Raw genomic sequence first — 21,289 nt, 5'->3', positions numbered from 1 at the left:
CACAATTGCTTTAAAGTAATTGTGTATTTTAGTTTTCTTTAAATTTAAAGTAAATAGTTGGAAGTTTTTTTCGGCATACTAGTCTCTATAATATATCTATCTATTTTCTATTTTGGATATAAAAAAGAGTATCAAAGAAATTCAACTAAATTTATAAAAACAATTATAGGAATGCCTTTAGGCTTTTTATAAAGTGCTTTTGGTTTTCATGTTTTAGATGAAAAAATAAAAAAATGGACAAAGAAAAATAAAACAAATGATTAGAAAAGTTTTTTTAATTTTTACATTCCTATTTATATCAAACTCAATTTGGGCATCATTTATATACGTGCCAATGAATGATAATAATCAGAAAAATCATTTAAAAGCATACGGAATTGTCTTTTACGCTTTAGAAGCTGGCATAAAATCGAAATGGTTACTAAATTATGATGGCGGCGCTTTTTTAATAGAAAATAACAAAGCCATAGAAAACGAATGTAAAATTAGAGGAGTTTCGTATCAAATAATTTCGGATACAAAAGCACAAATTATATTAGAAGAAATTTCTTCGCCATCGTCAAATCAAGATGCGGTAACTTTAGAGAAAGCGCCAAAAATTGCAGTGTACTCTCCAAAAGATAAAATGCCTTGGGATGATGCGGTAACGATGGTTTTAACCTATGCAGAAATCCCTTTTGATGTAATTTACGACAAAGAAGTTTTAGAAGATAAACTCTTATTATATGAATGGTTGCATTTACATCACGAAGATTTTACGGGTCAATATGGTAAATTTTATGGTGCTTTTAGAACCGCACCTTGGTATATAGAAGCAAAACTAGCATCAGAAAAACAAGCTAAAGAATTGGGTTTTGCAAAAGTATCCGAAGAAAAACTAGCAGTCGCTAAAAAAATTAGAGATTATGTAATTGGCGGCGGTTTTATGTTTGCCATGTGTTCTGCAACCGATAGTTTTGATATTGCTTTGTCTGCTGAAGGTGTGGATATTGCAGAAGCAATGTTTGATGGTGATGCAACAGAACCTAACTATCAATCAAAAATAAATTACAACAAAACGTTCGCTTTTAAAGATTTTGATTTGGTTAGAAGCCCTACAACTTATGAGTTTTCTTCGATTGATATGACCAGCAAACGTACTATTCCTAAAACTTCAGATTATTTTTCATTGATAGAATTTTCTGCAAAATGGGATCCTGTACCAACGATGTTAACTCAGAATCATACCACTTTAGTAAAAGGTTTTATGGGCCAAACTACTTCTTTTGATAGAGAAACGGTAAAAACAAATGTGTTGGTTTTAGGCGAAAATAGAACCAACAGAGAAGCACGTTATATTCATGGTACAAAAGGAAAAGGAATGTTTACGTTTTACGGTGGTCATGATCCAGAAGATTATACGCACAGAGTTGGTGATCCAAAAACGGAATTAGACTTGCATCCAACTTCGCCAGGATATCGATTAATATTGAATAATGTTTTGTTTCCGGCAGCAAAGAAAAAGAAGCAGAAAACGTAATTTTTCATCATTTAGAATCCCTATTCACAAGAAATCGTATTTTAATTGTTAACAACCCTGTTTTTTGCTGATAAATAATCTTGTAAGTTGCTATTAAAAAAATTACTTTTGCCATCAAATAAAACAACAAAATGCCGACAACACAAAAATTACAAGATTTTACACAACAAGTTCGTAGAGATATTTTAAGAATGGTACATGCCGTAAATTCTGGACATCCAGGAGGTTCTTTGGGATGTGCTGAGTTTATTACTTGTTTGTATCAAGAAGTAATGGAGTATTCTACAGATTTTACAATGGATGGTAAAAAAGAAGATTTATTTTTTCTTTCAAACGGACATATTTCTCCTGTGTTTTACAGTGTTTTGGCGCATAGCGGATTTTTTCCTGTATCAGAATTAGCAACTTTTAGACTGTTAGATTCACGTTTACAAGGTCATCCAACAACGCATGAAGGTTTACCTGGAGTAAGAATTGCTTCTGGTTCTTTAGGACAAGGAATGTCTGTAGCTTTAGGTGCTGCACAAGCTAAAAAATTAAATGGAGATTCTAAATTAGTGTACACTTTACATGGTGATGGTGAGTTGCAAGAAGGTCAAAACTGGGAAGCAATTATGTATGCATCAGGTAAAAAAGTTGACAATATAATTGCAACAATCGATTTAAACGGAAAGCAAATTGACGGTTCTACAGATGAAGTTTTACCAATGGGAAGTATCAAAGCAAAGTTTGAAGCTTTTGGTTGGGATGTTTTAGAAGTTAAAAAAGGAAATGATATTGAAGCTATTTTAGCAGGTTTAGCGAAAGCAAAATCATTAACAGGAAAAGGAAAACCTGTTTGTATTTTATTATATACAGAAATGGGTAATGGCGTAGATTTTATGATGCATACACATGCTTGGCACGGTAAAGCACCAAGCGATGAACAATTAGAGGATGCATTGGCTCAAAACCCTGCAACTTTAGGAGATTATTAATACTAAACTTATTTTAGTATTCTTTTATATAAACCTGCAATTTTTATTGTAGGTTTTTTTTGTGAATTTCTTTACAACGAAACTGTAAGATTACCTTTATCTTTACAACTAAGAGATAAAGTGTAAAAAATAATCTTTCAATAAAAATATGAAGATCGGAATTGTTTGTTATCCCACCTTTGGTGGAAGTGGAGTAGTAGCGACTGAATTAGGAATGGCTTTGGCTGATAATGGTCATGAAGTTCATTTTATTACGTATAATCAACCAGTTCGTTTAGATTTTTTATCGCATAAATTACATTTTCACAGAGTTATCATTGAAGAATATCCGTTGTTTCAATACCAACCTTATGAGTTAGCATTATCTAGTAAAATGGTAGAAGTTGTTGAGAAATATCAGCTAGAAGTTTTACATGTTCATTATGCAATTCCGCATGCTTATGCAGCTTTTATGGCTAAACAAATGTTACTAGAAAAAGGAATTCATATTAAAGTGGTTACTACTCTACATGGAACGGATATTACACTTGTAGGCAGCCATCCAACCTATAAAACTGCCGTTGAGTTTAGTATTAATAATTCTGATGTTGTAACGGCTGTTTCTAATAATCTGAAGCAAACTACAAATCAACTTTTTAATATTAAAAAAGACATTAAAGTTGTTTACAATTTTATTGATATAGAAAAATATAATATAGCAGAAGAGCAAGAGTGCAAAAGAGATGCTTTAGCAAAACCAAACGAAAGAATTTTAACGCATATTAGTAACTTTAGACCCGTAAAAAGGGTGGAAGATGTAATTAAAATCTTTTATGAAGTTCAAAAAGAAATTCCTTCTAAATTATTGATGATTGGCGAAGGACCAGAAAGGGAAAAAGCAGAAGTTTTAGCTAAAAAATTAGGAATAAAAGACAAAGTGTTTTTTTTAGGAAATAGCACAGAAATTGCTAAAATTTTATGCTACTCAGATGTGTTTTTATTACCCTCACAAACAGAAAGTTTTGGTTTAGCAGCTTTGGAAGCAATGGCTGCAAAAACTGCAATTATATCAACAAATACAGGTGGTTTACCAGAAGTAAATATACATGGAGAAACTGGTTATTTAAGTAATTTGGGTGATGTAGCCGATATGGCTAAGAATGCAATTTCTATTTTAAAGGATGATGTTACTTTAGAACGTTTTAAGCAAAATGCTAAAGATCATACTAAACGGTTTTCTATAAAAAATATCTTACCAGTTTATGAAGATATTTATAAATCTTGTTATAAAAATAAAGTATAATAAAAAAGCTCAAAATTATTAATTTTGAGCTTTTTTATTTCTTTTAACTTCATTAATCCAACTTTATTCTTAATTTTATTTTCCAAAAAGACCACCCAACATTCCGCCAATTCCACCAGATTGTTTTTTATCGCTTCCTAAAAACATTCCTGCAACATCATCAATAATACTTCCGTCACCATCTGCGTCTAACATTTGTTCTAGAAAATTTTGCTCGCTTTTACTACTACTTCCACCTAATAATCCACCTAAAAGACTTGTTAAATCACCAGAATTAGTAACATTTTGTTCCTTTTTTTGTTTTGCTAAAACACCCATTAATATAGGTGCTGCAACTTTTAAAATGTTGGCAACAGAACCAGCATCTAAACCAGATTTTTGACCAATTATTTGTTCAACTCCTTTTTGTTTATTTCCTAAAATATGGCTTAAAATTCCTGCACCATCTTGTTTTACAGATTCATCAACGCCTCCGCCAAATAAACTACCAAGATTATCTAAAATACTTCCATCATGTTTATTTTCTAAGGCATTTTGTAAACTTTGTGCACCTTCGGGAGTTGCAGCATTTCTTTCCATAGCTTTCATTAAAACGGGTAAAGCCATTGTTAAAACACTACTTGTTTTAGTTGCATCAGTATCCGTAGAACCAGCTACTCCTGATATGATTGATTTTCCTAAATCACTATTTAATATGTCTAAAATTCCTGCCATTTTCAATTTTTAATAATTAATATAAAAGTTTTCTACTTTTTTGACACAATATATGTCTAAAGTCACACTCAATTTTAATTTTTTTTTTACCTTTCAAAATATTTACAATATAAATCGATTACATGAAAAATATGGCATTACATTGGAAAATTTTAATAGGAATGGTAACCGGAATCCTTTTTGGATTAGGAATGATAAGTGTAGATGGTGGTGCTGTATTTGTTTCTAACTGGATTAATCCTTTTGGAAATATTTTCGTAAAACTATTAAAATTAATTGCGGTTCCTTTAATTATAGCTTCTTTAGTAAAAGGAATATCAGATTTAAAAGATATTTCTAAATTTAAAAATATAGGTTTAAGAACAATTTCTATTTATATAGGAACTACCGTAATTGCCATTACAATTGGCCTGTTATTGGTAAATATTGTAAAACCTGGAGACGGAATATCCGAAGAAACAATTAATAAACTTACAGAAACCTATGCAAATAGTGGTGGTGTACAATCTAAATTACAAGAAGCTTCTAATCAAAAAAATACAGGACCTTTACAGTTTTTAGAAGATATGGTTCCAGACAATGCGTTGCAGGCTATGAGCGATAATACGTCTATGTTACAAGTAATATTTTTTACTATTTTCTTAGGAATTTCTATGTTGTTAATTGGCGAAAAAAGATCGAAACCTTTAAAAGATTTCTTTGATTCTTTAAACGAGGTAGTTTTAAAAATGGTCGATTTAATTATGCTTTCTGCTCCTTATGCCGTTTTTGCATTGTTATCAAATGTGGTGGTCTCTTCAGATGATCCAGATTTATTATTAGCATTATTAAAATATGCATTAACTGTAGTTGCAGGATTATTAATCATGGTTACTTTCTATATGGTTTTGATAAGCATTTTTACAAAAAAGAACCCGCTTTGGTTTTTAAAACAATTAAGTCCAGCGCAATTATTGGCCTTTTCTACGAGTTCAAGTGCAGCAACTTTGCCTGTAACTATGGAAAGAGTTGAAGAGCATATTGGTGTAGATAAAGAAGTTTCTAGTTTTGTGTTGCCAGTTGGAGCAACTATTAATATGGACGGAACCTCTCTTTACCAGGCCGTTGCAGCTGTTTTTATAGCGCAAGCTTTAAATTTCGATTTAACATTTGCAGATCAATTAACAATCGTTTTAACGGCATTATTAGCATCAATTGGTTCTGCAGCCGTTCCTGGTGCCGGCATGGTAATGTTGGTAATTGTATTAGAATCCATAGGGTTTCCTGCGGATAAGTTAGCAATTGGTTTGGCTTTAATTTTTGCTGTTGATAGACCTTTAGATATGTGTAGAACCGTAATTAATGTTACAGGAGATGCAACAGTTGCTGCTTTGGTAGCAAAATCTGTTGGTAAATTACATGACAATCCAAAGCCTAAAAACTGGGATGATAATTATGACGAAGTAAAATAAATGGTTTTAAAAATCGATAAATCGGTAGTTTCTGTTGATTGGTTGTTTAAAAATTTAGACAACCAAAAGCTTATTATTTTTGATGCTACGATTCTTAAAGTAACCGCTAAAAAGGAGGTTTCTTCGGATGAAAAACAACAAATAAAAGGCGCTTTCTTTTTTGATATTCAAAAAACATTTTCGGATGAAAATGCACCTTTTCCAAACACCGTTTTATCAGCAAAAACCTTTGAAGTTAAAGCACAACAACTAGGAATTAACCAAGATAGTTGTATTGTTGTGTATGATGATTTAGGAATTTATTCTTCACCAAGAGTTTGGTGGATGTTTCAATTGATGGGTTTTACAAATATTGCTGTTTTAGATGGCGGACTTCCTGCTTGGAATTCTAAAAATTATCCTACAGAAAAACCTATAAACCATTCGCCTAAAAAAGGAAATTTTATAGCAACCTATCAATCAGAAAAAATAAAATGTACTGCCGATGTACTTTCATTTATTAAAAGTGATTCCTTTTTAATTGCTGATGCGCGCTCAAAAGGGCGTTTTTTAGCAACAGAACCAGAGCCTAGAAATGATGTAAAAGGAGGGCGAATTCCTAATTCTGTTAGTTTACCGTATTCCGAAATTGTGGAGAACAACTTGATGAAATCAGAAGAAGATTTAAGAGCCGTCTTTAATAAAATCAATCCAAAAAATAAAGACTTCATTTTTTCTTGTGGATCCGGAATTACCGCTTCCGTTTTAGCTTTAGGAGCAGAAATAGCAGGCATTAAAAACCACTCAGTTTATGACGGATCATGGACAGAATGGGGAATTACAGACGGTTTACCTATAGAAAATAATTAATGAAACAAAATATAAATATTGGTTTTTAAATTATATATTCGAAGATTATTTTTTATATCTAAATCATTACTATTAAGTGAAAAACAACAAACTTTTTGTTGCTATTATCCTATCGTTGATACTAGGAATTGTAGCGGGTGCTGTAGTACATTATTCATTTTTTTCTTATCAAGCAGAATTTTCTAAAAACATAAAATTATTAGGAACTATTTTTATTAGAATGGTTCAAATGATAATTGCTCCATTAGTTTTTTCAACATTAGTTGTCGGAATTGCTAAAATGGGTGATTTAAAAATGGTTGGTAGAATAGGAGCAAAAGCGATGGCTTGGTTTATAACTGCCTCTTTAGTTTCTCTTTCTTTAGGACTTGTTTTAGTAAATGTTTTAAAACCAGGAAAAAACACTTCTATTTCTTTAAAAGAGCTAGATGGCGCTTCTGAATTGTTAGATAAAACACAGGGGTTTTCATTAGAAGAATTTATAAAACACCTAGTTCCTAAAAGTATTTTTGAAGCATTGGCGAATAATGAAATTTTACAAATTGTAATTTTCTCCATTATTTTCGGAATCGCATTGGCTTCTCTTGGTAAGCAAGGAAAATCAATTATTGAAGCATTAGATACTTTATCTCATGTTATTTTAAAAATGGTTACCTACATTATGTGGGTTGCACCTTTGGGAGTATTTGGTTCTGTATCGGCTGCTGTGGCTAAATATGGATTTGGAATTTTTAGTTTATACGCACATTATTTAATAGATTTTACAATTGGTATCGTTCTATTATGGATCATATTATTAGGCGTTGGATATTTATTTTTAGGAAAAAAGCTGTTTTTATTGCTAAGAAGAATTAAAAGTCCGTTGTTAATTGCGTTTTCAACCACAAGTTCAGAAGCTGTTTTTCCAAAATTGGTAGAAGAACTCGAACGATTTGGTTGTCAAAACAAAATAGTTTCTTTCACGCTACCTTTAGGATATTCATTTAATTTAGACGGGAGCATGATGTATATGACATTTGCAAGTGTATTTATAGCGCAAGTGTATGGAATAGAAATGACTTTAGGAGAACAAATTACGATGTTATTAGTTTTAATGCTAACAAGTAAAGGTGTTGTAGGTGTTCCAAGAGCATCCTTAATTGTTATTGTGGCAACCTGCTCAATGTTTGGCATTCCGCCAGGAGGAATTGCCTTAATATTACCAATTGACCATTTTTGTGATATGGCAAGAAGTACTACAAATGTTTTAGGAAACTCTTTAGCAACCGCTGTAATTGATAAATGGGAAACAAAGTCGATTACAATAAATGACCATGAAAATCAGCTAGTATAAAAAACAGAAATCATATTTTTTGATACGATTAGTACTATTTTTTCTGAAACTTTAAGTTTTTAACTCTACCAGAATCCAGTTCGAAACCAGAAATAAGTCCTTTTTTACTGTAAAATCGCAGTAAACCTAGTTGCGTTGAAAATTGATCTAAATCACTAATTATGCATTTTATAGTTGATGTTTTGTCTTCTATTCTAATGCTTAGAATTTCGTTTTCTAGTTCAAAATTATAGGTTACATTTAGTTCTTTACTAAAATAACTTCCTATGTAATTTTTTAGGTTAATTGCAGAAATGTCGATTTCTTTTTTTCTTTTCGCTATTGTTTCTGTATCACCCTGTAACACTTTCATTGTTTGTGTAAAACCATCTTTTAAGTTTAAAAAAGTAAAAATTAAATTTTTTGATCCAAGTATTTTAAAGCGATTAGTAGCTATTTTTACAATATTATAGGTTGATGTATTCCAGTTTTGAATTACATTTAAGGAGTCATTTTTAATAGTTAAGGTAGCAACATAACCAGGTTCAATTTCATAATTACCTACTATTTGGTTTAGGGTAAATTCTACTTTCGGAATCTCAATTTCTATTTTTTTCTCTTTAGTAACCACTTCTTTTAAAAATTTATCTTTTAATAGAATATCAGCAACTTGGTCTGCCATATCTGAAGGATTGGCATCACCTCTATTTGCAAATATTGCAATTGATAATTTTTGATCTGGAAAACGCACTATTTCTGCTCTAAAGCCAACAAAAGCTCCACCATGTCTTATCGTTTTTAATCCTTTATATTTTTCAATAATTAAACCAGCGGCATATTCTATAACTTCTCCGTTATTTAAAATACCTTGCTGTGTCATTAGTGTCCAAAAATTTTCACTTAAGACATCGGATTTATAAAAAGAATCATCCCATTTTTTGATGTCATTAATAGTTGTAAAAATTCCACCATCTCCAATCATATCTAAAGTAGTCATGCTAATTTTATAACCGTCATTAGTATCAGGTACGTATCCAGAGGCTCTGTTTTTGACTATTTTTGTATGGTCATTATGAAAATGTGTATCCATCATTTTTAAGGGCTCGAATAGTTCTTTTTTTGCAAAATCGGCCATGTTTATTCCTGCAACTTTTTTTACAATTTGACCTAAAAGCCAATACCCCGAATTGCTATATAAATATTCTTCTCCAGGCGCAAAGTTTAAATCAGATTGGTTTATTAGCCACTGCATTACATGATCATCTGTATAAAAATCATCACCACCCATTCCTTTCAAATAACTTATTTGTAAATAATCTCTAATTCCGCTTGTGTGATTTAATAAATGTTTGATGGTAATCTTTTCTGCGTATGCTGGAAAATCAGAAAAAAGACTTTTTAAATTATCATCTAAACTTAGTTTTCCTTTTTCTGCAAGAAGAATAATACATGCAGCGGTAAACTGTTTGGAGGTAGACCCAATTCTAAATACAGAAGAAGCTGAATTTGGAATATCATATTCCATATTGGCTAAACCATAACCTTTGGTATAGATTAGTTCGTTATTTTTTATAATACCTAATGCACAACCTGGCGTATCTGCTTTATTCCATTCTACAAAAATACTGTCAATAGCTGCACTTTGTGTAAATTGACTAAATGAACAGATCGAAAAAGATAAGAGAAGAAATGATAGTACTATTTTTTTCATAATTTTATATTTAATACGATTATAACTTGTTTTCATTTAGGAGTAAATTTATAAGACACGATTCATATGATAATTAGCTAATTTACCTTTTTTTATTAGAAAGGCTGCTTCATGTTCTTCTGTGTTTATTTTTAAGCGTCTAGTTATATTATCTAGCATAAATAGATCGCCTTGAATCTCATTTCGGCTAAGTATTTTGAGTCCAAATCATTTTTATTCTTATTTTCATTTCAATTATTTAATTGTAACGCAATAAAAATTCAAAAAACTACCAGTATAATTTATAAGATAGCATATTTAAAATAAGCACTAGTTTTACTTGCTTTACTGGCAAATTGTTTTTTTGTAAGTAGATTCCGTCTAATTTTTCTGAAGAATTTTATCATTTAGTTAGCTGTTTGTTTTAAATGATTGGCGCTTTAATATTGATATGATGTTGTTTTAAAAATTACATCACAATAATTGCAACCAATTAAATTTCAGTGTTAACTAAAATAAAATTAGCACAAATACGATATTTACTATTCTTTAATTAGGGAGTTAATTTGGGTACTATTTATTTTTAAATCAATTTTTTTAATTGGCTAAGATCATCAATAATAAAATCAGCATTTTCTAAAGTTTGATCTTCAGCCATTTTATTTCTGTAACCAAAAACAAAAATACCAGCATCATTTGCCGCTTTTATTCCATTGTCTGAATCTTCTATAACAACACAATTTCTTTTAGGTGTATTTCCTAAAACAGCAGCTTTTTCAAAAATTTCTGGATGTGGTTTAGAAGCAATTAAATCTGCGCCACTAATTTTTGCAGAAAAATATTGATTTAAATTAAATCGGTTAAAAACTCTATTAATATTAACCATGGCAGATGAGGATGCTAAAATTAAGGTAAAACCTCTGTTATAGCAATGTTTTATAAGTTCTTCAACACCGTCTACTAAATGTAAAGTAGGGTCATTTTCAAAGAAATTTACATAGCGTTTTCTCTTAATAAGAACTAACTCTTCTGGTTTTAAATCTAAGTTAAAATGTGTAACTAATCTTTGAAAAGCATTAATTGTAGATGAACCTGTAAGTGTTTTGTAAAGATGATCAGAAACATTTACACCAATAGAAGTAAACGTTTCATAATAGGCTTTTTTATGAATTTCTTCAGAGTCTATAATAACTCCATCCATATCAAATATTACGCATTTTATTTCTTTTGGAAAGTTCATCTTAAATAAAAATATTAATTGCTTCCATAATATTTTCAACAATTATATATAGAATAGTACAAACAAATATTGCTAATACGATTACAGAAAGAACCCTTTTAAAAGTAGAAGGTTTTTTCATTTTTTGTATCGCATTGTACAAACCAACAATAGAAAATAAAGCTAATATTATGGTTAAAAAACTAATGATTGTTGATATAATATAAAAGTTAGAGGAATTAAATTGATAACTTAATATTCCAATAAAAATAAATAATGATAAAATAATAATTGGCAATTTAATTTTAAAATCTGTGTTAATTTTAAATTTTCTCATGGGGGATGGGGTTTTTAATTTAAAAATTTAATTTTCAATTCAGGCGTTGGAATCATACAACTTTCTTTTTTGCCAAACCATTTGTATCTGTTTTTGGCAATATAATCGTAAAAATAATTTCTAATTGTTTCGGGTACTATTTCGAAAATTTGTGTTAGCGACCAAAAACTTCCAAAATCATTCATAATTTTTAAAACTGCTGTAGATTTAATATCATAAGCTACGCCAGGTTCGTATATTATTATTGAGTCAATTTTAGTAATATCTATTTTTAGATAATTAATAATATCTTGTCCGCTTTTAGATTGTAAAGAAGCAAACATAAAAGTATTTTTTTTGTCATATTTTATCACTTTTAAAACAGAATTGTTGCACAAATTGCAAATACCATCAAAAAGAATTATTTTTTTATTTTTTGGAATATCAACCATTTAGGTAAAATTAAACATTAAGACTGTAAATGTACCTTATCTTTCTTTAAAATCGGTGTAACATTTTTTTATTTGAAGCGTCTTATTTGTGTACTGTGTAAAATCTTTGTTTTTAACAAATAATTAATAACAGCAACCAAGCGCAATAAGTAATTTCGCACAAAATTATCCCTGATAATGATTAGAATAGAAAAAATGCATAAATCTTATCCAATTGGTAAAGATTCACTTCACGTATTAAAAGGTATTGATTTACATATAAAAGAAGGCGAATTTGTCTCTATTATGGGCTCGTCTGGATCTGGAAAATCTACGCTTTTAAATATTGTGGGTTTATTAGATATTCATGATGAAGGTAATTACTATCTAAATGGTGAACTTATTAAAGATATGAATGAAAAGAAAGCAGCAATTTTAAGAAACAAGTTCTTAGGTTTTGTTTTTCAGTCATTTAATTTAATTTCCTATAAAACTGCTCTAGAAAATGTTGCGCTACCTTTGTATTATAAAGGAATAAATAGAAAAGAAAGATTAGAAATTGCCATGGATTATTTAGACAAAGTTGGTTTAAAACAATGGGCTAATCATTTACCAAATGAACTATCTGGCGGTCAAAAACAACGTGTTGCAATAGCAAGAGCTTTGGTTACAAAACCAAAAGTTGTTTTGGCAGATGAACCTACTGGAGCGTTAGATTCTACAACAACAGATTCTGTGATGGATTTATTAAAGGATATTAATGATGAAGGTATGACTGTTTTTGTAATTACACACGAAGAAGAAGTGGCAGAACAAACTAAAAGAATTGTGCGTTTAAAAGATGGTGTTATTATTAGTGACGAATTAACTAATATAGGAAAAGCAGTTTAAATATGTTCGATATAGATCGTTGGAGAGAAATATTTCAGAGTATTAATAAAAACAGGTTACGTTCTGTAATGTCTGGTTTTACGGTATCTTTTGCAATTTTACTTTTTACACTTTTATTTGGTATTGTAAACGGCTTAAGTAACTCGTTTACAAGTGCTTTTGTAGACGATGCACAAAACTCTATGCAAGTTAGAGTTAGAAAAACAACCAAACCGTTTAAAGGATTACAAACAGGAAGAGAAATACAATTAAGAAATGATGACTATAATTTTGTTAAAGACACTTATAAAGACAAAATTCAATATCAATCTGCTAGAATTTATAAAAATTTTACTTTAAAATATAAAAACGAAGCTAATAACTACGATGTTAGAGCAGTAAATCCAGATCATCAATTTTTAGAAAAAACAATTATTGATGAAGGTCGTTATTTAAATGAAAGAGATTTAAATGAAAAATCTAAAGTAATTGTAATTGGCCGTTTAGTAAAAGAAGACTTATTTGGAGAAAAACCAGCACTTGGTAAAAGGCTAAACGTAAACGGAAGTTCTTATTTAATTATTGGTATTTTTTCTGATGAAGGAGGAGACAATGAAGAACGAATTGCATACATACCAGTAACTACAGCGCAAAATATTTATGGCAATAATGATTACATAAGCCAAATTAATTTAGGGTACAATCCTAATTTAAGTTTAGATGCGGCCATTGCATTCGGAAATAAAATAGAACGCGATTTACGTAAAAAGTTAAATATTCATCCAGATGATCAAAGTGCGCTTTCTGTTAGAAACATGGCAGAAGCAAACAAAGGTGTTGGTATGTTTATGGGCGCTTTATATGCTATTGTAATATTAGTTGGTTCTGGAACTTTAGTTGCAGGAATTATAGGAATTAGTAACATTATGATTTTTGTAATTAAAGAGAGAACAAAAGAATTTGGCATTAGAAAAGCTCTAGGAGCAACACCAGCATCAATAATTGGTATGGTTGTGCAAGAATCTGTTTTAATTACCACAATAGCAGGGTATTTAGGATTATCATTAGGAACTTATATTTTAAGTTTAATAGGTAATAATTTAGAAGAAAAATATTTTATTAAAGACCCAAGTGTTAGCCCAGCAATTGTAATAGCAGCAACAGTAGTTTTAATTTTATCAGGATTAGTTGCAGGTTATGTACCAGCAAAAAGAGCAGCAAATATTAAACCAATTGAAGCATTAAGAGCAGATTAACTATGAACTTTTTATTTGAAGCAGATACTTGGCAAGAAATTTACGGAAGCATTCGTAAAAATAAAATAAGAACCGTAATTACTATTATTGGTGTTTTATGGGGTATTTTCTTATTGGTGGTTCTTTTGGGAGCAGCAAGAGGAATGGAAAATGGTTTTAAAAAAATATTTGGAGATTTTGCAACCAATAGTGTTTTTGTGTGGACGCAAGCTACAGATACACCTTTTAAAGGCTTTCAAAAAGGAAGAACTTTTAGGTTAAATACTAGAGATATTGAAGCTTTAAAATCTGAATATTCTAATGAAATTGAATTATTAGCACCAAGAAATCAAACAAATAATTTAATTGTACATGATTTTAGATCGGCGAGTTACCAAGTTAGCGGAGACTATCCTGTGTTAGATCAAATTCAAAAAAAGAGTCTTATTTATGGGCGGTTTTTGAATGAAAATGATATGTCATCCGCAGCAAAAGTTACTGTTATATCAGAAGAAATGTACAAGCAATTGTTTGACAAAAATGAAATTCCAATTGGCGAATACATCAAAATAAATAGTATTAATTATAAAGTTATAGGTGTCTACGGTCCTTCAAGCGCCATAGATTTAGATGGTGATACTGCATACATCCCTTTTACAACATTTAAAAAAGTGTATAATACGGCCAATAATATATCTTGGATGGTTATTACTGCAGAAGAAGGTGTTGATATTGAACAATTGGAAAAAGATGTTCTTTTAACTTTAAAGAATTTACACAAAGTACATCCAGATGATAAAAGAGCATTTGGTTCTTTTAACTTAGGCGTTCAAATTGCAAAGTTTACAGGCTTTTTAACAGGCATGCAATTTCTTACTTGGTTTGTAGGTATTGCAACTTTAATTGCGGGTGTTTTTGCTATTGGTAATATCCTTTTAATTACAGTAAAAGAACGTACAAAAGAAATAGGAATTAGAAGAGCTTTAGGCGCAACTCCAAAAAATATTCGTCAGCAAATTATATTAGAATCTGTTTTTTTAACAACAATTGCTGGTATGTTAGGTATTATTTTTGGCGGCTTTGTCTTATTTTTAATTGATTGGAAATTTGGTCAAGGAGAAGACGCAACATTAATAAACCCCACCGTAAACATCCCTATTATAATGATTGCATTTGCCACATTAATTGTGTTAGGAACCTTAATAGGATTAATTCCTGCACACATGGCAACAGTAGTAAAACCAATAGAAGCATTAAGAGAAGAATAAAATCAATTAATTAATTATGAGCAAAAGATCAAAAATTATTTTAGCAATTATAGTAGTGTTTTTTATAGCTGCTTTAATTTGGTTCGGTAAAAAGAACTCAAATGGCGTTGTCGAGTTTGAAACAGAAAGCCCTTTTAGAACTACTATTGTTAAAAAAACAGTGGCAACTGGTAAAGTTATCCCTTTAGAAGAAATTGAAATTAAACCTCAAATTACGGGTATAATCGATAAAATTTTACTGCTAGAAGGCGCACAAGTTAATAAAGGCGATTTAATAGCTACTGTAAGAGTAGTACCAAATGAGCAATCTTTAATTAGCGCAAAAGGTAGAGTAGACAATATTAAAATTGGTCTAAATAATGCTGAAATCTCATACAAAAGAAATAAAAATTTATTTGAAAGAGGTGTTATTTCAAGAGCAGAATTCGAAAATATTGAGCTAACATATAAACAAGGAATGCAAGATTTAAAGAATGCACAAAATGATTATCAAATCATTAAAATAGGATCTTCGGGTTCTGGTGCTTCTGCAAACACCAATATTATTGCACAAATGTCTGGTACAATTTTAGAAATTCCTGTTAAAGAAGGAGATCAAGTAATACAATCAAATAACTTTAATGCAGGTACAACAATTGCTTCTATTGCAGATATGAGTAAAATGATTTTTGAAGGAAAAGTAGATGAGTCGGAAGTTGGGGATTTAGTAAAAGGTACAGACATTCAAGTTTCAATTGGTGCAATTGAAGGCGTAAAATTTCCTGCTAAATTAAACTTTATTGCTCCTAAAGGAATTGAAGTTGGAGGCGCTGTTCAGTTTAAAATTAAAGCGGATGTTTCTCTTGATACTAAATACTTTATTAGAGCTGGTTATAGTGCAAATGCGGATATTATTTTAGAAGAAAAAGACAGTGTATTAGCAATTAAAGAAGCTTTGTTAAAGTTTGATAAAAAGACAGAAGAGCCTTATGTAGAAGTCTTAATGGCAGATGGCAGTTTTGAAAAAAAGACTGTTAAATTGGGTACTTCGGATGGCGTAAATGTAGAAGTTTTAAAAGGTGTTACCAAAGATGATAAAATTAAAATTTGGAACAAAGCCTCTAAAGACGATGAGAAAAAAGTGAAGTAATTATTTAAGTTGATATAATTTTAAAGAGGAACTTTATTTAGTTAGTTCCTCTTTTTTATTGTTGAAGTTTTTAAATAAGAAATATTTAATAAGAACCAACAACCAAGAACCAAGATTGAAGACACAAAAAAACTATGTATGCTATGTAGCTATGTGGTAGTTTTTTTACAGAAATAAGAAACAAGGCAATTAAAGTTAATGTAGTATTAAAATGACGTTTAGAGTAGCAACTTTAGATTTCTAAACTCCTTACCACCAAACTAAAAACAACTTTTTAATTTCTCCGTTAGATTTTTTCATCCAGCAAAGTGGCGAAAACTCTCTTTCTAAATATTTAGATGATTTTTCCTTAAATCGATAAAAATCGATCCATGCTACATTTTGATGAGCAATAATAAGCCAATCCTTTTTATTTGGGATGAAAAACTTACATTCTTTAAATTGTTCTAATTCTTTTTTATTGATGTAAAAACCAACAACACACTCTTGATTTAGCTCATTTAAAACAATGTTTTCTTCTGATAACGGAACAAATAATTGTGCTTTAAAATACACTTGTTGTTCAATTTTATCAACATCTAAATCAATAGTTTTTAAATAGTTTAAACATTCGCTAGCGTAGAGAAGTGGCAACTGTTTTTCTTTCAGTTTCGTTAATTTATCAACTAAAGAATCTTTTCTATTTGGACCAATAAAGTGTTCAATTTCAGTCACTCCAACCAAAGGGTCATACAAATAAAACTTATAAATAATTTCTAAATGAATTGTTTTTTTATCCTTTAAAACAATACAATCCAACTCACCCAAAGTGATTTTTTCTCGTTGAATTTGAATATTCTCGCAAATAATAGAAATGTTATATTCTTGCTGTAATTGATACGAAACAAAACGCTCTACATATTTACCTAATCGTAATTTTTCATCAATTATAATATCAATTTTTGAGGATGTAGCTTCAATTTCAAAAGCGTGTAATCCATAAACGCTATTGCTTTTCCACAAACAATTTGTCTGTAAAAAACCTTCATATCTTTTTTGAATAATTTTTGTTGTTTGTTGCATAGAAAGTAAGAAGCTCGTTGTACGAATTTACATAAATTAAGGGCGTTTCTCTATTTTTATTATAGAATTAGTCACAGTATTTTTATAGAATAATTCGTAAATTGTACTTTCAAAATTACATATAAATGCAATTCGAAAAAGCAACATTTACATATTTACAAGATTTACAAAAAAACAATAATAGAGATTGGTTTGCAGAGCACAAACCTACCTATACAAAAGCGCAAAAAAATGCAAAAGATGTTTTCGCAGCAATACACAGTAAATTACAAATGCACGACGAAATAGAGAAATCTAAAATGATGCGTATTTATAGAGATGTTCGTTTTTCTAATGATAAAACACCTTACAAAGCTCACTTTGCAAACTCGTATTCAAGATTAGGTGCAACATTAAGAGGAGGCTATTTTCTTAGAATAAGACCAGGAGAATCTTTTTTAGCGGGTGGATTTTGGGAACCAAGCAAAGATGATTTATTTAGAATTAGAAAAGAAATAGAACAAGACGCATCAGAAATTAAGGCAATTTTAGAAGCAGAAGATTATAAAAAACATTTTGGAGGTGCTTACGAAAGCTTTGAGGAACTAAAAACCGCACCAAGAGGTTTTGATAAAGAGCATCCAGATGTTGATTTGTTGCGTAAAAAAGGATTTATTGCAAGTAAGAGTTTTACAGATGAGCAAGTGCTATCAGAAAATTTTATTGATGAAGTAGATAAAAGCTACAAAGCTTTACGTCCGTTTTTTAATCTATTTAGCGATATTTTAACGACTAATTTAAATGGGGAACCGTTGGTTTAAATTTATTAAATAAAGATCTACATGTAACACCCATAGCAAAAATATTTAGCGAATGTTAGACACTAATTTTGTCTATTTTTCTCAAAAATCAAAAACCAATTTATTTAAGATTCTTATCAACTTCACGCTTTAAAACCCAAATTGTAATAATTGTAGATAGCACATCTGCAATAGGAAAAGACCACCAAATACCATCAATACCATAATATTTAGGTAAAATATAGGCTAACGGAATTAAGAAAATACCTTGTTTTAAAAGTGTTAAAAATAAAGCAGGCATTGCTTTTCCGGCTGCCTGAAAATAAGCAGAACCAATTAATTGCATCGTAACAATTGGTGTTACTAAAAACACAATCAACATTGCATTAGGAGTTTCATCCAACAAAGTTGCATCATTTGTAAAAACCCAAATAATTTCTTCTTTAAAAATTACAATTCCTATAAAAATAATAGTTCCTAAAATAGACCCAAACCAAATTGCTTTTTTGATGGTTTCTTTTACTCTGGCATTGTTTTGTGCACCAATATTAAAACCAGCAACAGGCAAAAACCCTTGTGAAACCCCTAAAACCGGAGAAAGAGAAAACATCATTACTCTATTAATAATACCGAAAACAGAAATTGAAATTTCGCCACCGTAGGTAAAAAGTGAATAGTTTAAAACAATCATTAAAATGCTAATTGCACCTTGTCTTACAATAGAAACACCACCTAGTTTTATAATTTCATCTACAATTTTAAAATTTAATTTAAAGTTTTTTGGTATTATTTTTAACTCACTTTTAGAAGATAAAAAGAAGTACAAAATATACAACCCGCAACTTGCGAAAGAAATAGAAGTTGCTAAGCCTGCGCCCCACATACCCCAATTAAAAAACTTGATAAAAACAACATCTAAAACCACGTTTAAAACTGCAGGAATCATCATTGCATACATGGCAAATTTTGGTTTTCCTTCTGCTCTAATTGTTGGATTTCCCATCATAGCAAAAGCTAAAAACGGAACACCATAAATAACGACACTAAAATATTCTGATGCAATTGGTAAAATAAGTCCTTTAGCGCCAAACAAGTTTAAAATAGGAACACTAAAGATAGTGCCTAAAATAACAAAGAGAAGTGCTAAAATAACGGTTAAAGAAATTTGATTTCCAAAAGTTAAAAATGCTTTTTCAGTATTATTTGCGCCTAAAGCTCTTGATATAATTGAGCTTCCCCCAATACCAATTCCCATTCCTATAGAAGAAATTAAGAATACAATTGGTAAAACAACAGTAATTGCAGCAATTGCTAAAACACCAATCCATTGACCTACAAAAATAGTATCAACAATCATATTTAAAGACATTACAAGGATGCCGATGGTTGCTGGAACGGCTTGTTTTATCAATAATTTGCCAATATTCTCTGTACCTAATTCGTTTGCTAGTTTATTCATAAAAGTTTTGCAAAGAAACGGCTTATTAATTATTTTTTTTAAAATGGGACATCAATAATTATTATAGAACTATTAAAATTTTTATTTTTGTTAAAATTTGTGAAATGAATACTATTTTTGAATTTAAAATTACGGTAACAACAGAAGATATAGATGATTTAAATCATGTAAATAATGTTGTATATGTAAAATGGATGGATGAAGTAGCTTTTCATCATTGGGCTTATTTAACTAAACAAATTCCTTTGCCAGCATATATTTGGGTAGTTGCAAGGCACGAAATCGATTATAAAGGGCAAGCACTTTTGGGTGATAAAATTATTGCAAAAACGTGGGTAGGAGAGACCAAAGGTTTCACATCAGAGCGGATAATTGAATTTTATAAGGACGATGTTTTGTTGGCAAAGTCTAAAACAACTTGGGCAATGTTAGACGCAGTAACCTATAAACCAACTCGTATTAGAGAAAACGTTTTAAAAGTATTACAGCCAAATAATTAATCGTTTATTTTTTTTGAAGTTAATTATGGTCTGCACTCATTTTTTTTGATAATTTATTTTTAGAGTAATTCTTGAATTCCAAAGAGTTTTATTTTTTTGATGTTTTAAAGTTAATTAAAAATGGTTTTAATGGGATTCCGTCTTTTGACAGAAAGCGATTTGTTATTAGACTTTGATAGTGTTTATCTGGCTCTAATGCTATTTCAAAAGTAAATGATTTTGCGTCTTCAGTAAATCCAATAATATTTTGAACACTTAAAACATGATTTTCGCCCAATGGACCATAATCAAAACCTCTACTTTCTACATTCATTGGCATAGAAAAGTTTAACGTTATTCTTTTAAGGTTTGGGTTTACAGTAGTACTATCTACAATTACAGGTTCAATACTTAAAATGGTTGGTCTGCTTTTATCAAAATCTGCATAAAGTTTGTTTATGGGTTTAGAAAAAAACTTGGTTCTGTTTACAAAATCTTCAACATCAGCTTCGTTAGTATAGTCTAACTCAATCATTTTTTTTATAGCCGCTTGTTTATTGATTGCGTTATTGTAATTTATTTCTGCAATTGCATAACCTATATAATACCCTAAATCTCTAGTGTCAAATTCATTTTTAAAATCACTCCAAAGCCAATGATGAGTATTATTTCCATAAAATAGTTCTTCTTCAAACTTTTGCTTAACTTTTTTATTTTGTTTTCCGTAATTTATAGCTGGCGTTGAAGATGGAACATTCATTGCAATTACAGAAACAAATTCTGCTATTCCTTCATGTAAAACATAGGATAATAGATTATTAACTCTAGGTTTTTGTTGTGTATGAACATATTCATGCAAGTTTAATAACACTAAATTATCTATTGGATTGCTATCAAAATAAATACGTCTTCCTGCGCCTAAATTTTCATCAAATTCAGCTGAATTTGTATTTTTATCTGCCATTGCCAGTTCGCTACCAATTAGTACTAAACTATCAATAGTAGTTCCGTTGGAGCGCAAAGCACCTATGGTAAAGTATATTTTGGCAGGTTTTAATTGTGGATAAATAGCTCTTATTTTCTCAACTCCATTGTTTAATTCCTCATTATATCTATTGGTTTTTAAGGTATTTTCACGAATTGACGTCCAAAATTTTGGATAACTATTTATAGCATTTATATAATCATCATGTGTATAATTTTTTACTTGCATAACGCCTTTTAAACCTAAAGTTCCTTTTTTAATAT

20 protein-coding genes are annotated in these 21,289 nt (G+C 30.0%); 12 read left to right on the top strand and 8 right to left on the bottom strand.

Annotated features, from left to right (window positions below; genetic code table 11):
- Positions 1-334: 334 nt before the first annotated feature.
- The 3 genes from BTO16_RS05105 (at position 335) to bshA (ending at position 3,778) form a co-directional block, all read left to right on the top strand.
- Positions 335-1,519 (top strand): asparagine synthetase B, encoded by a 1,185-nt coding sequence (locus BTO16_RS05105; RefSeq protein WP_105020556.1) that lies wholly within the window; start codon positions 335-337, stop codon positions 1,517-1,519.
- Positions 1,520-1,650: 131 nt separating this feature from the next.
- Positions 1,651-2,496: a transketolase gene (locus BTO16_RS05100; RefSeq protein WP_105020555.1), complete on the top strand. Its 846-nt coding sequence runs from the start codon at positions 1,651-1,653 to the stop codon at positions 2,494-2,496.
- A 148-nt stretch (positions 2,497-2,644) separates the two neighbouring features.
- Positions 2,645-3,778 (top strand): N-acetyl-alpha-D-glucosaminyl L-malate synthase BshA, encoded by a 1,134-nt coding sequence (bshA, locus tag BTO16_RS05095; protein ID WP_105020554.1) that lies wholly within the window; start codon positions 2,645-2,647, stop codon positions 3,776-3,778.
- Between the two features lie 75 nt (positions 3,779-3,853).
- Here bshA and BTO16_RS05090 read toward each other — a convergent pair whose 3' ends face one another.
- A complete protein-coding gene (locus BTO16_RS05090) occupies positions 3,854-4,492 on the bottom strand; it encodes a DUF937 domain-containing protein (protein ID WP_105020553.1) in 639 nt (212 codons plus the stop codon).
- Between the two features lie 122 nt (positions 4,493-4,614).
- On the opposite strand from BTO16_RS05090, the gene BTO16_RS05085 reads away from it, so the two are divergent.
- The 3 genes from BTO16_RS05085 to BTO16_RS05075 all read left to right on the top strand — a co-directional run bounded on the left by BTO16_RS05085 (position 4,615) and on the right by BTO16_RS05075 (position 8,125).
- Complete coding sequence (locus BTO16_RS05085; protein ID WP_105020552.1) at positions 4,615-5,943, top strand: dicarboxylate/amino acid:cation symporter; 1,329 nt, start codon at positions 4,615-4,617, stop codon at positions 5,941-5,943.
- Positions 5,944-6,792: a sulfurtransferase gene (locus BTO16_RS05080; RefSeq protein WP_105020551.1), complete on the top strand. Its 849-nt coding sequence runs from the start codon at positions 5,944-5,946 to the stop codon at positions 6,790-6,792.
- 76 nt (positions 6,793-6,868) lie between these two features.
- Positions 6,869-8,125, top strand: coding sequence for a dicarboxylate/amino acid:cation symporter (locus tag BTO16_RS05075; protein ID WP_105020550.1), 1,257 nt, complete (start codon positions 6,869-6,871; stop codon positions 8,123-8,125).
- Positions 8,126-8,159: 34 nt separating this feature from the next.
- Here BTO16_RS05075 and BTO16_RS05070 read toward each other — a convergent pair whose 3' ends face one another.
- The 4 genes from BTO16_RS05070 to BTO16_RS05055 all read right to left on the bottom strand — a co-directional run bounded on the left by BTO16_RS05070 (position 8,160) and on the right by BTO16_RS05055 (position 11,781).
- On the bottom strand, positions 8,160-9,815 hold the full coding sequence (locus BTO16_RS05070) for a serine hydrolase domain-containing protein (RefSeq protein ID WP_170064410.1): 1,656 nt from the start codon (positions 9,813-9,815) through the stop codon (positions 8,160-8,162).
- A 562-nt stretch (positions 9,816-10,377) separates the two neighbouring features.
- Positions 10,378-11,034, bottom strand: coding sequence for an HAD family hydrolase (locus BTO16_RS05065; RefSeq protein WP_105021513.1), 657 nt, complete (start codon positions 11,032-11,034; stop codon positions 10,378-10,380).
- A 1-nt stretch (position 11,035) separates the two neighbouring features.
- A complete protein-coding gene (locus tag BTO16_RS05060) occupies positions 11,036-11,350 on the bottom strand; it encodes a hypothetical protein (protein WP_105020548.1) in 315 nt (104 codons plus the stop codon).
- Between the two features lie 14 nt (positions 11,351-11,364).
- Positions 11,365-11,781 (bottom strand): thiol-disulfide oxidoreductase DCC family protein, encoded by a 417-nt coding sequence (locus tag BTO16_RS05055; RefSeq protein WP_105020547.1) that lies wholly within the window; start codon positions 11,779-11,781, stop codon positions 11,365-11,367.
- Between the two features lie 177 nt (positions 11,782-11,958).
- On the opposite strand from BTO16_RS05055, the gene BTO16_RS05050 reads away from it, so the two are divergent.
- Genes BTO16_RS05050 through BTO16_RS05035 form a run of 4 tightly spaced genes read left to right on the top strand, consistent with a single transcriptional unit; the run spans position 11,959 to position 16,262 of the window.
- A complete protein-coding gene (locus BTO16_RS05050; RefSeq protein ID WP_105020546.1) occupies positions 11,959-12,651 on the top strand; it encodes an ABC transporter ATP-binding protein in 693 nt (230 codons plus the stop codon).
- A 2-nt stretch (positions 12,652-12,653) separates the two neighbouring features.
- The gene (locus BTO16_RS05045) at positions 12,654-13,886 is read left to right on the top strand and encodes an ABC transporter permease (RefSeq protein ID WP_105020545.1); all 1,233 of its coding nucleotides are present in this window, start codon (positions 12,654-12,656) and stop codon (positions 13,884-13,886) included.
- Between the two features lie 2 nt (positions 13,887-13,888).
- Positions 13,889-15,133, top strand: a complete 1,245-nt coding sequence (locus BTO16_RS05040) for an ABC transporter permease (protein WP_105020544.1) — start codon at positions 13,889-13,891, stop codon at positions 15,131-15,133.
- 16 nt (positions 15,134-15,149) lie between these two features.
- On the top strand, positions 15,150-16,262 hold the full coding sequence (locus tag BTO16_RS05035) for an efflux RND transporter periplasmic adaptor subunit (protein WP_105020543.1): 1,113 nt from the start codon (positions 15,150-15,152) through the stop codon (positions 16,260-16,262).
- Positions 16,263-16,511: 249 nt separating this feature from the next.
- Here the strand turns inward: BTO16_RS05035 and BTO16_RS05030 are convergent, their stop codons facing one another.
- Positions 16,512-17,324, bottom strand: a complete 813-nt coding sequence (locus BTO16_RS05030; RefSeq protein ID WP_105020542.1) for a DUF1853 family protein — start codon at positions 17,322-17,324, stop codon at positions 16,512-16,514.
- Positions 17,325-17,449: 125 nt separating this feature from the next.
- Between BTO16_RS05030 and BTO16_RS05025 the strand changes: the two genes are divergently transcribed.
- A complete protein-coding gene (locus BTO16_RS05025) occupies positions 17,450-18,124 on the top strand; it encodes a DUF2461 domain-containing protein (protein WP_105020541.1) in 675 nt (224 codons plus the stop codon).
- A gap of 100 nt (positions 18,125-18,224) precedes the next feature.
- Here BTO16_RS05025 and BTO16_RS05020 read toward each other — a convergent pair whose 3' ends face one another.
- Positions 18,225-19,592 carry an MATE family efflux transporter gene (locus BTO16_RS05020; RefSeq protein ID WP_262503046.1) on the bottom strand — a complete coding sequence of 456 codons (1,368 nt, stop codon included), beginning with the start codon at positions 19,590-19,592 and terminating at the stop codon, positions 18,225-18,227.
- A 74-nt stretch (positions 19,593-19,666) separates the two neighbouring features.
- On the opposite strand from BTO16_RS05020, the gene BTO16_RS05015 reads away from it, so the two are divergent.
- Positions 19,667-20,062: an acyl-CoA thioesterase gene (locus BTO16_RS05015; protein ID WP_105020539.1), complete on the top strand. Its 396-nt coding sequence runs from the start codon at positions 19,667-19,669 to the stop codon at positions 20,060-20,062.
- 88 nt (positions 20,063-20,150) lie between these two features.
- Here BTO16_RS05015 and BTO16_RS05010 read toward each other — a convergent pair.
- On the bottom strand, positions 20,151-21,289 hold a 1,139-nt coding region (locus BTO16_RS05010), incomplete at its 5' end, for a hypothetical protein (RefSeq protein ID WP_105020538.1).

The organism is Polaribacter glomeratus (assembly GCF_002954665.1).
GTDB classification, from domain to species: Bacteria; Bacteroidota; Bacteroidia; order Flavobacteriales; family Flavobacteriaceae; genus Polaribacter; species Polaribacter glomeratus.
This window is presented reverse-complemented; position numbering and strand designations above follow the sequence as displayed.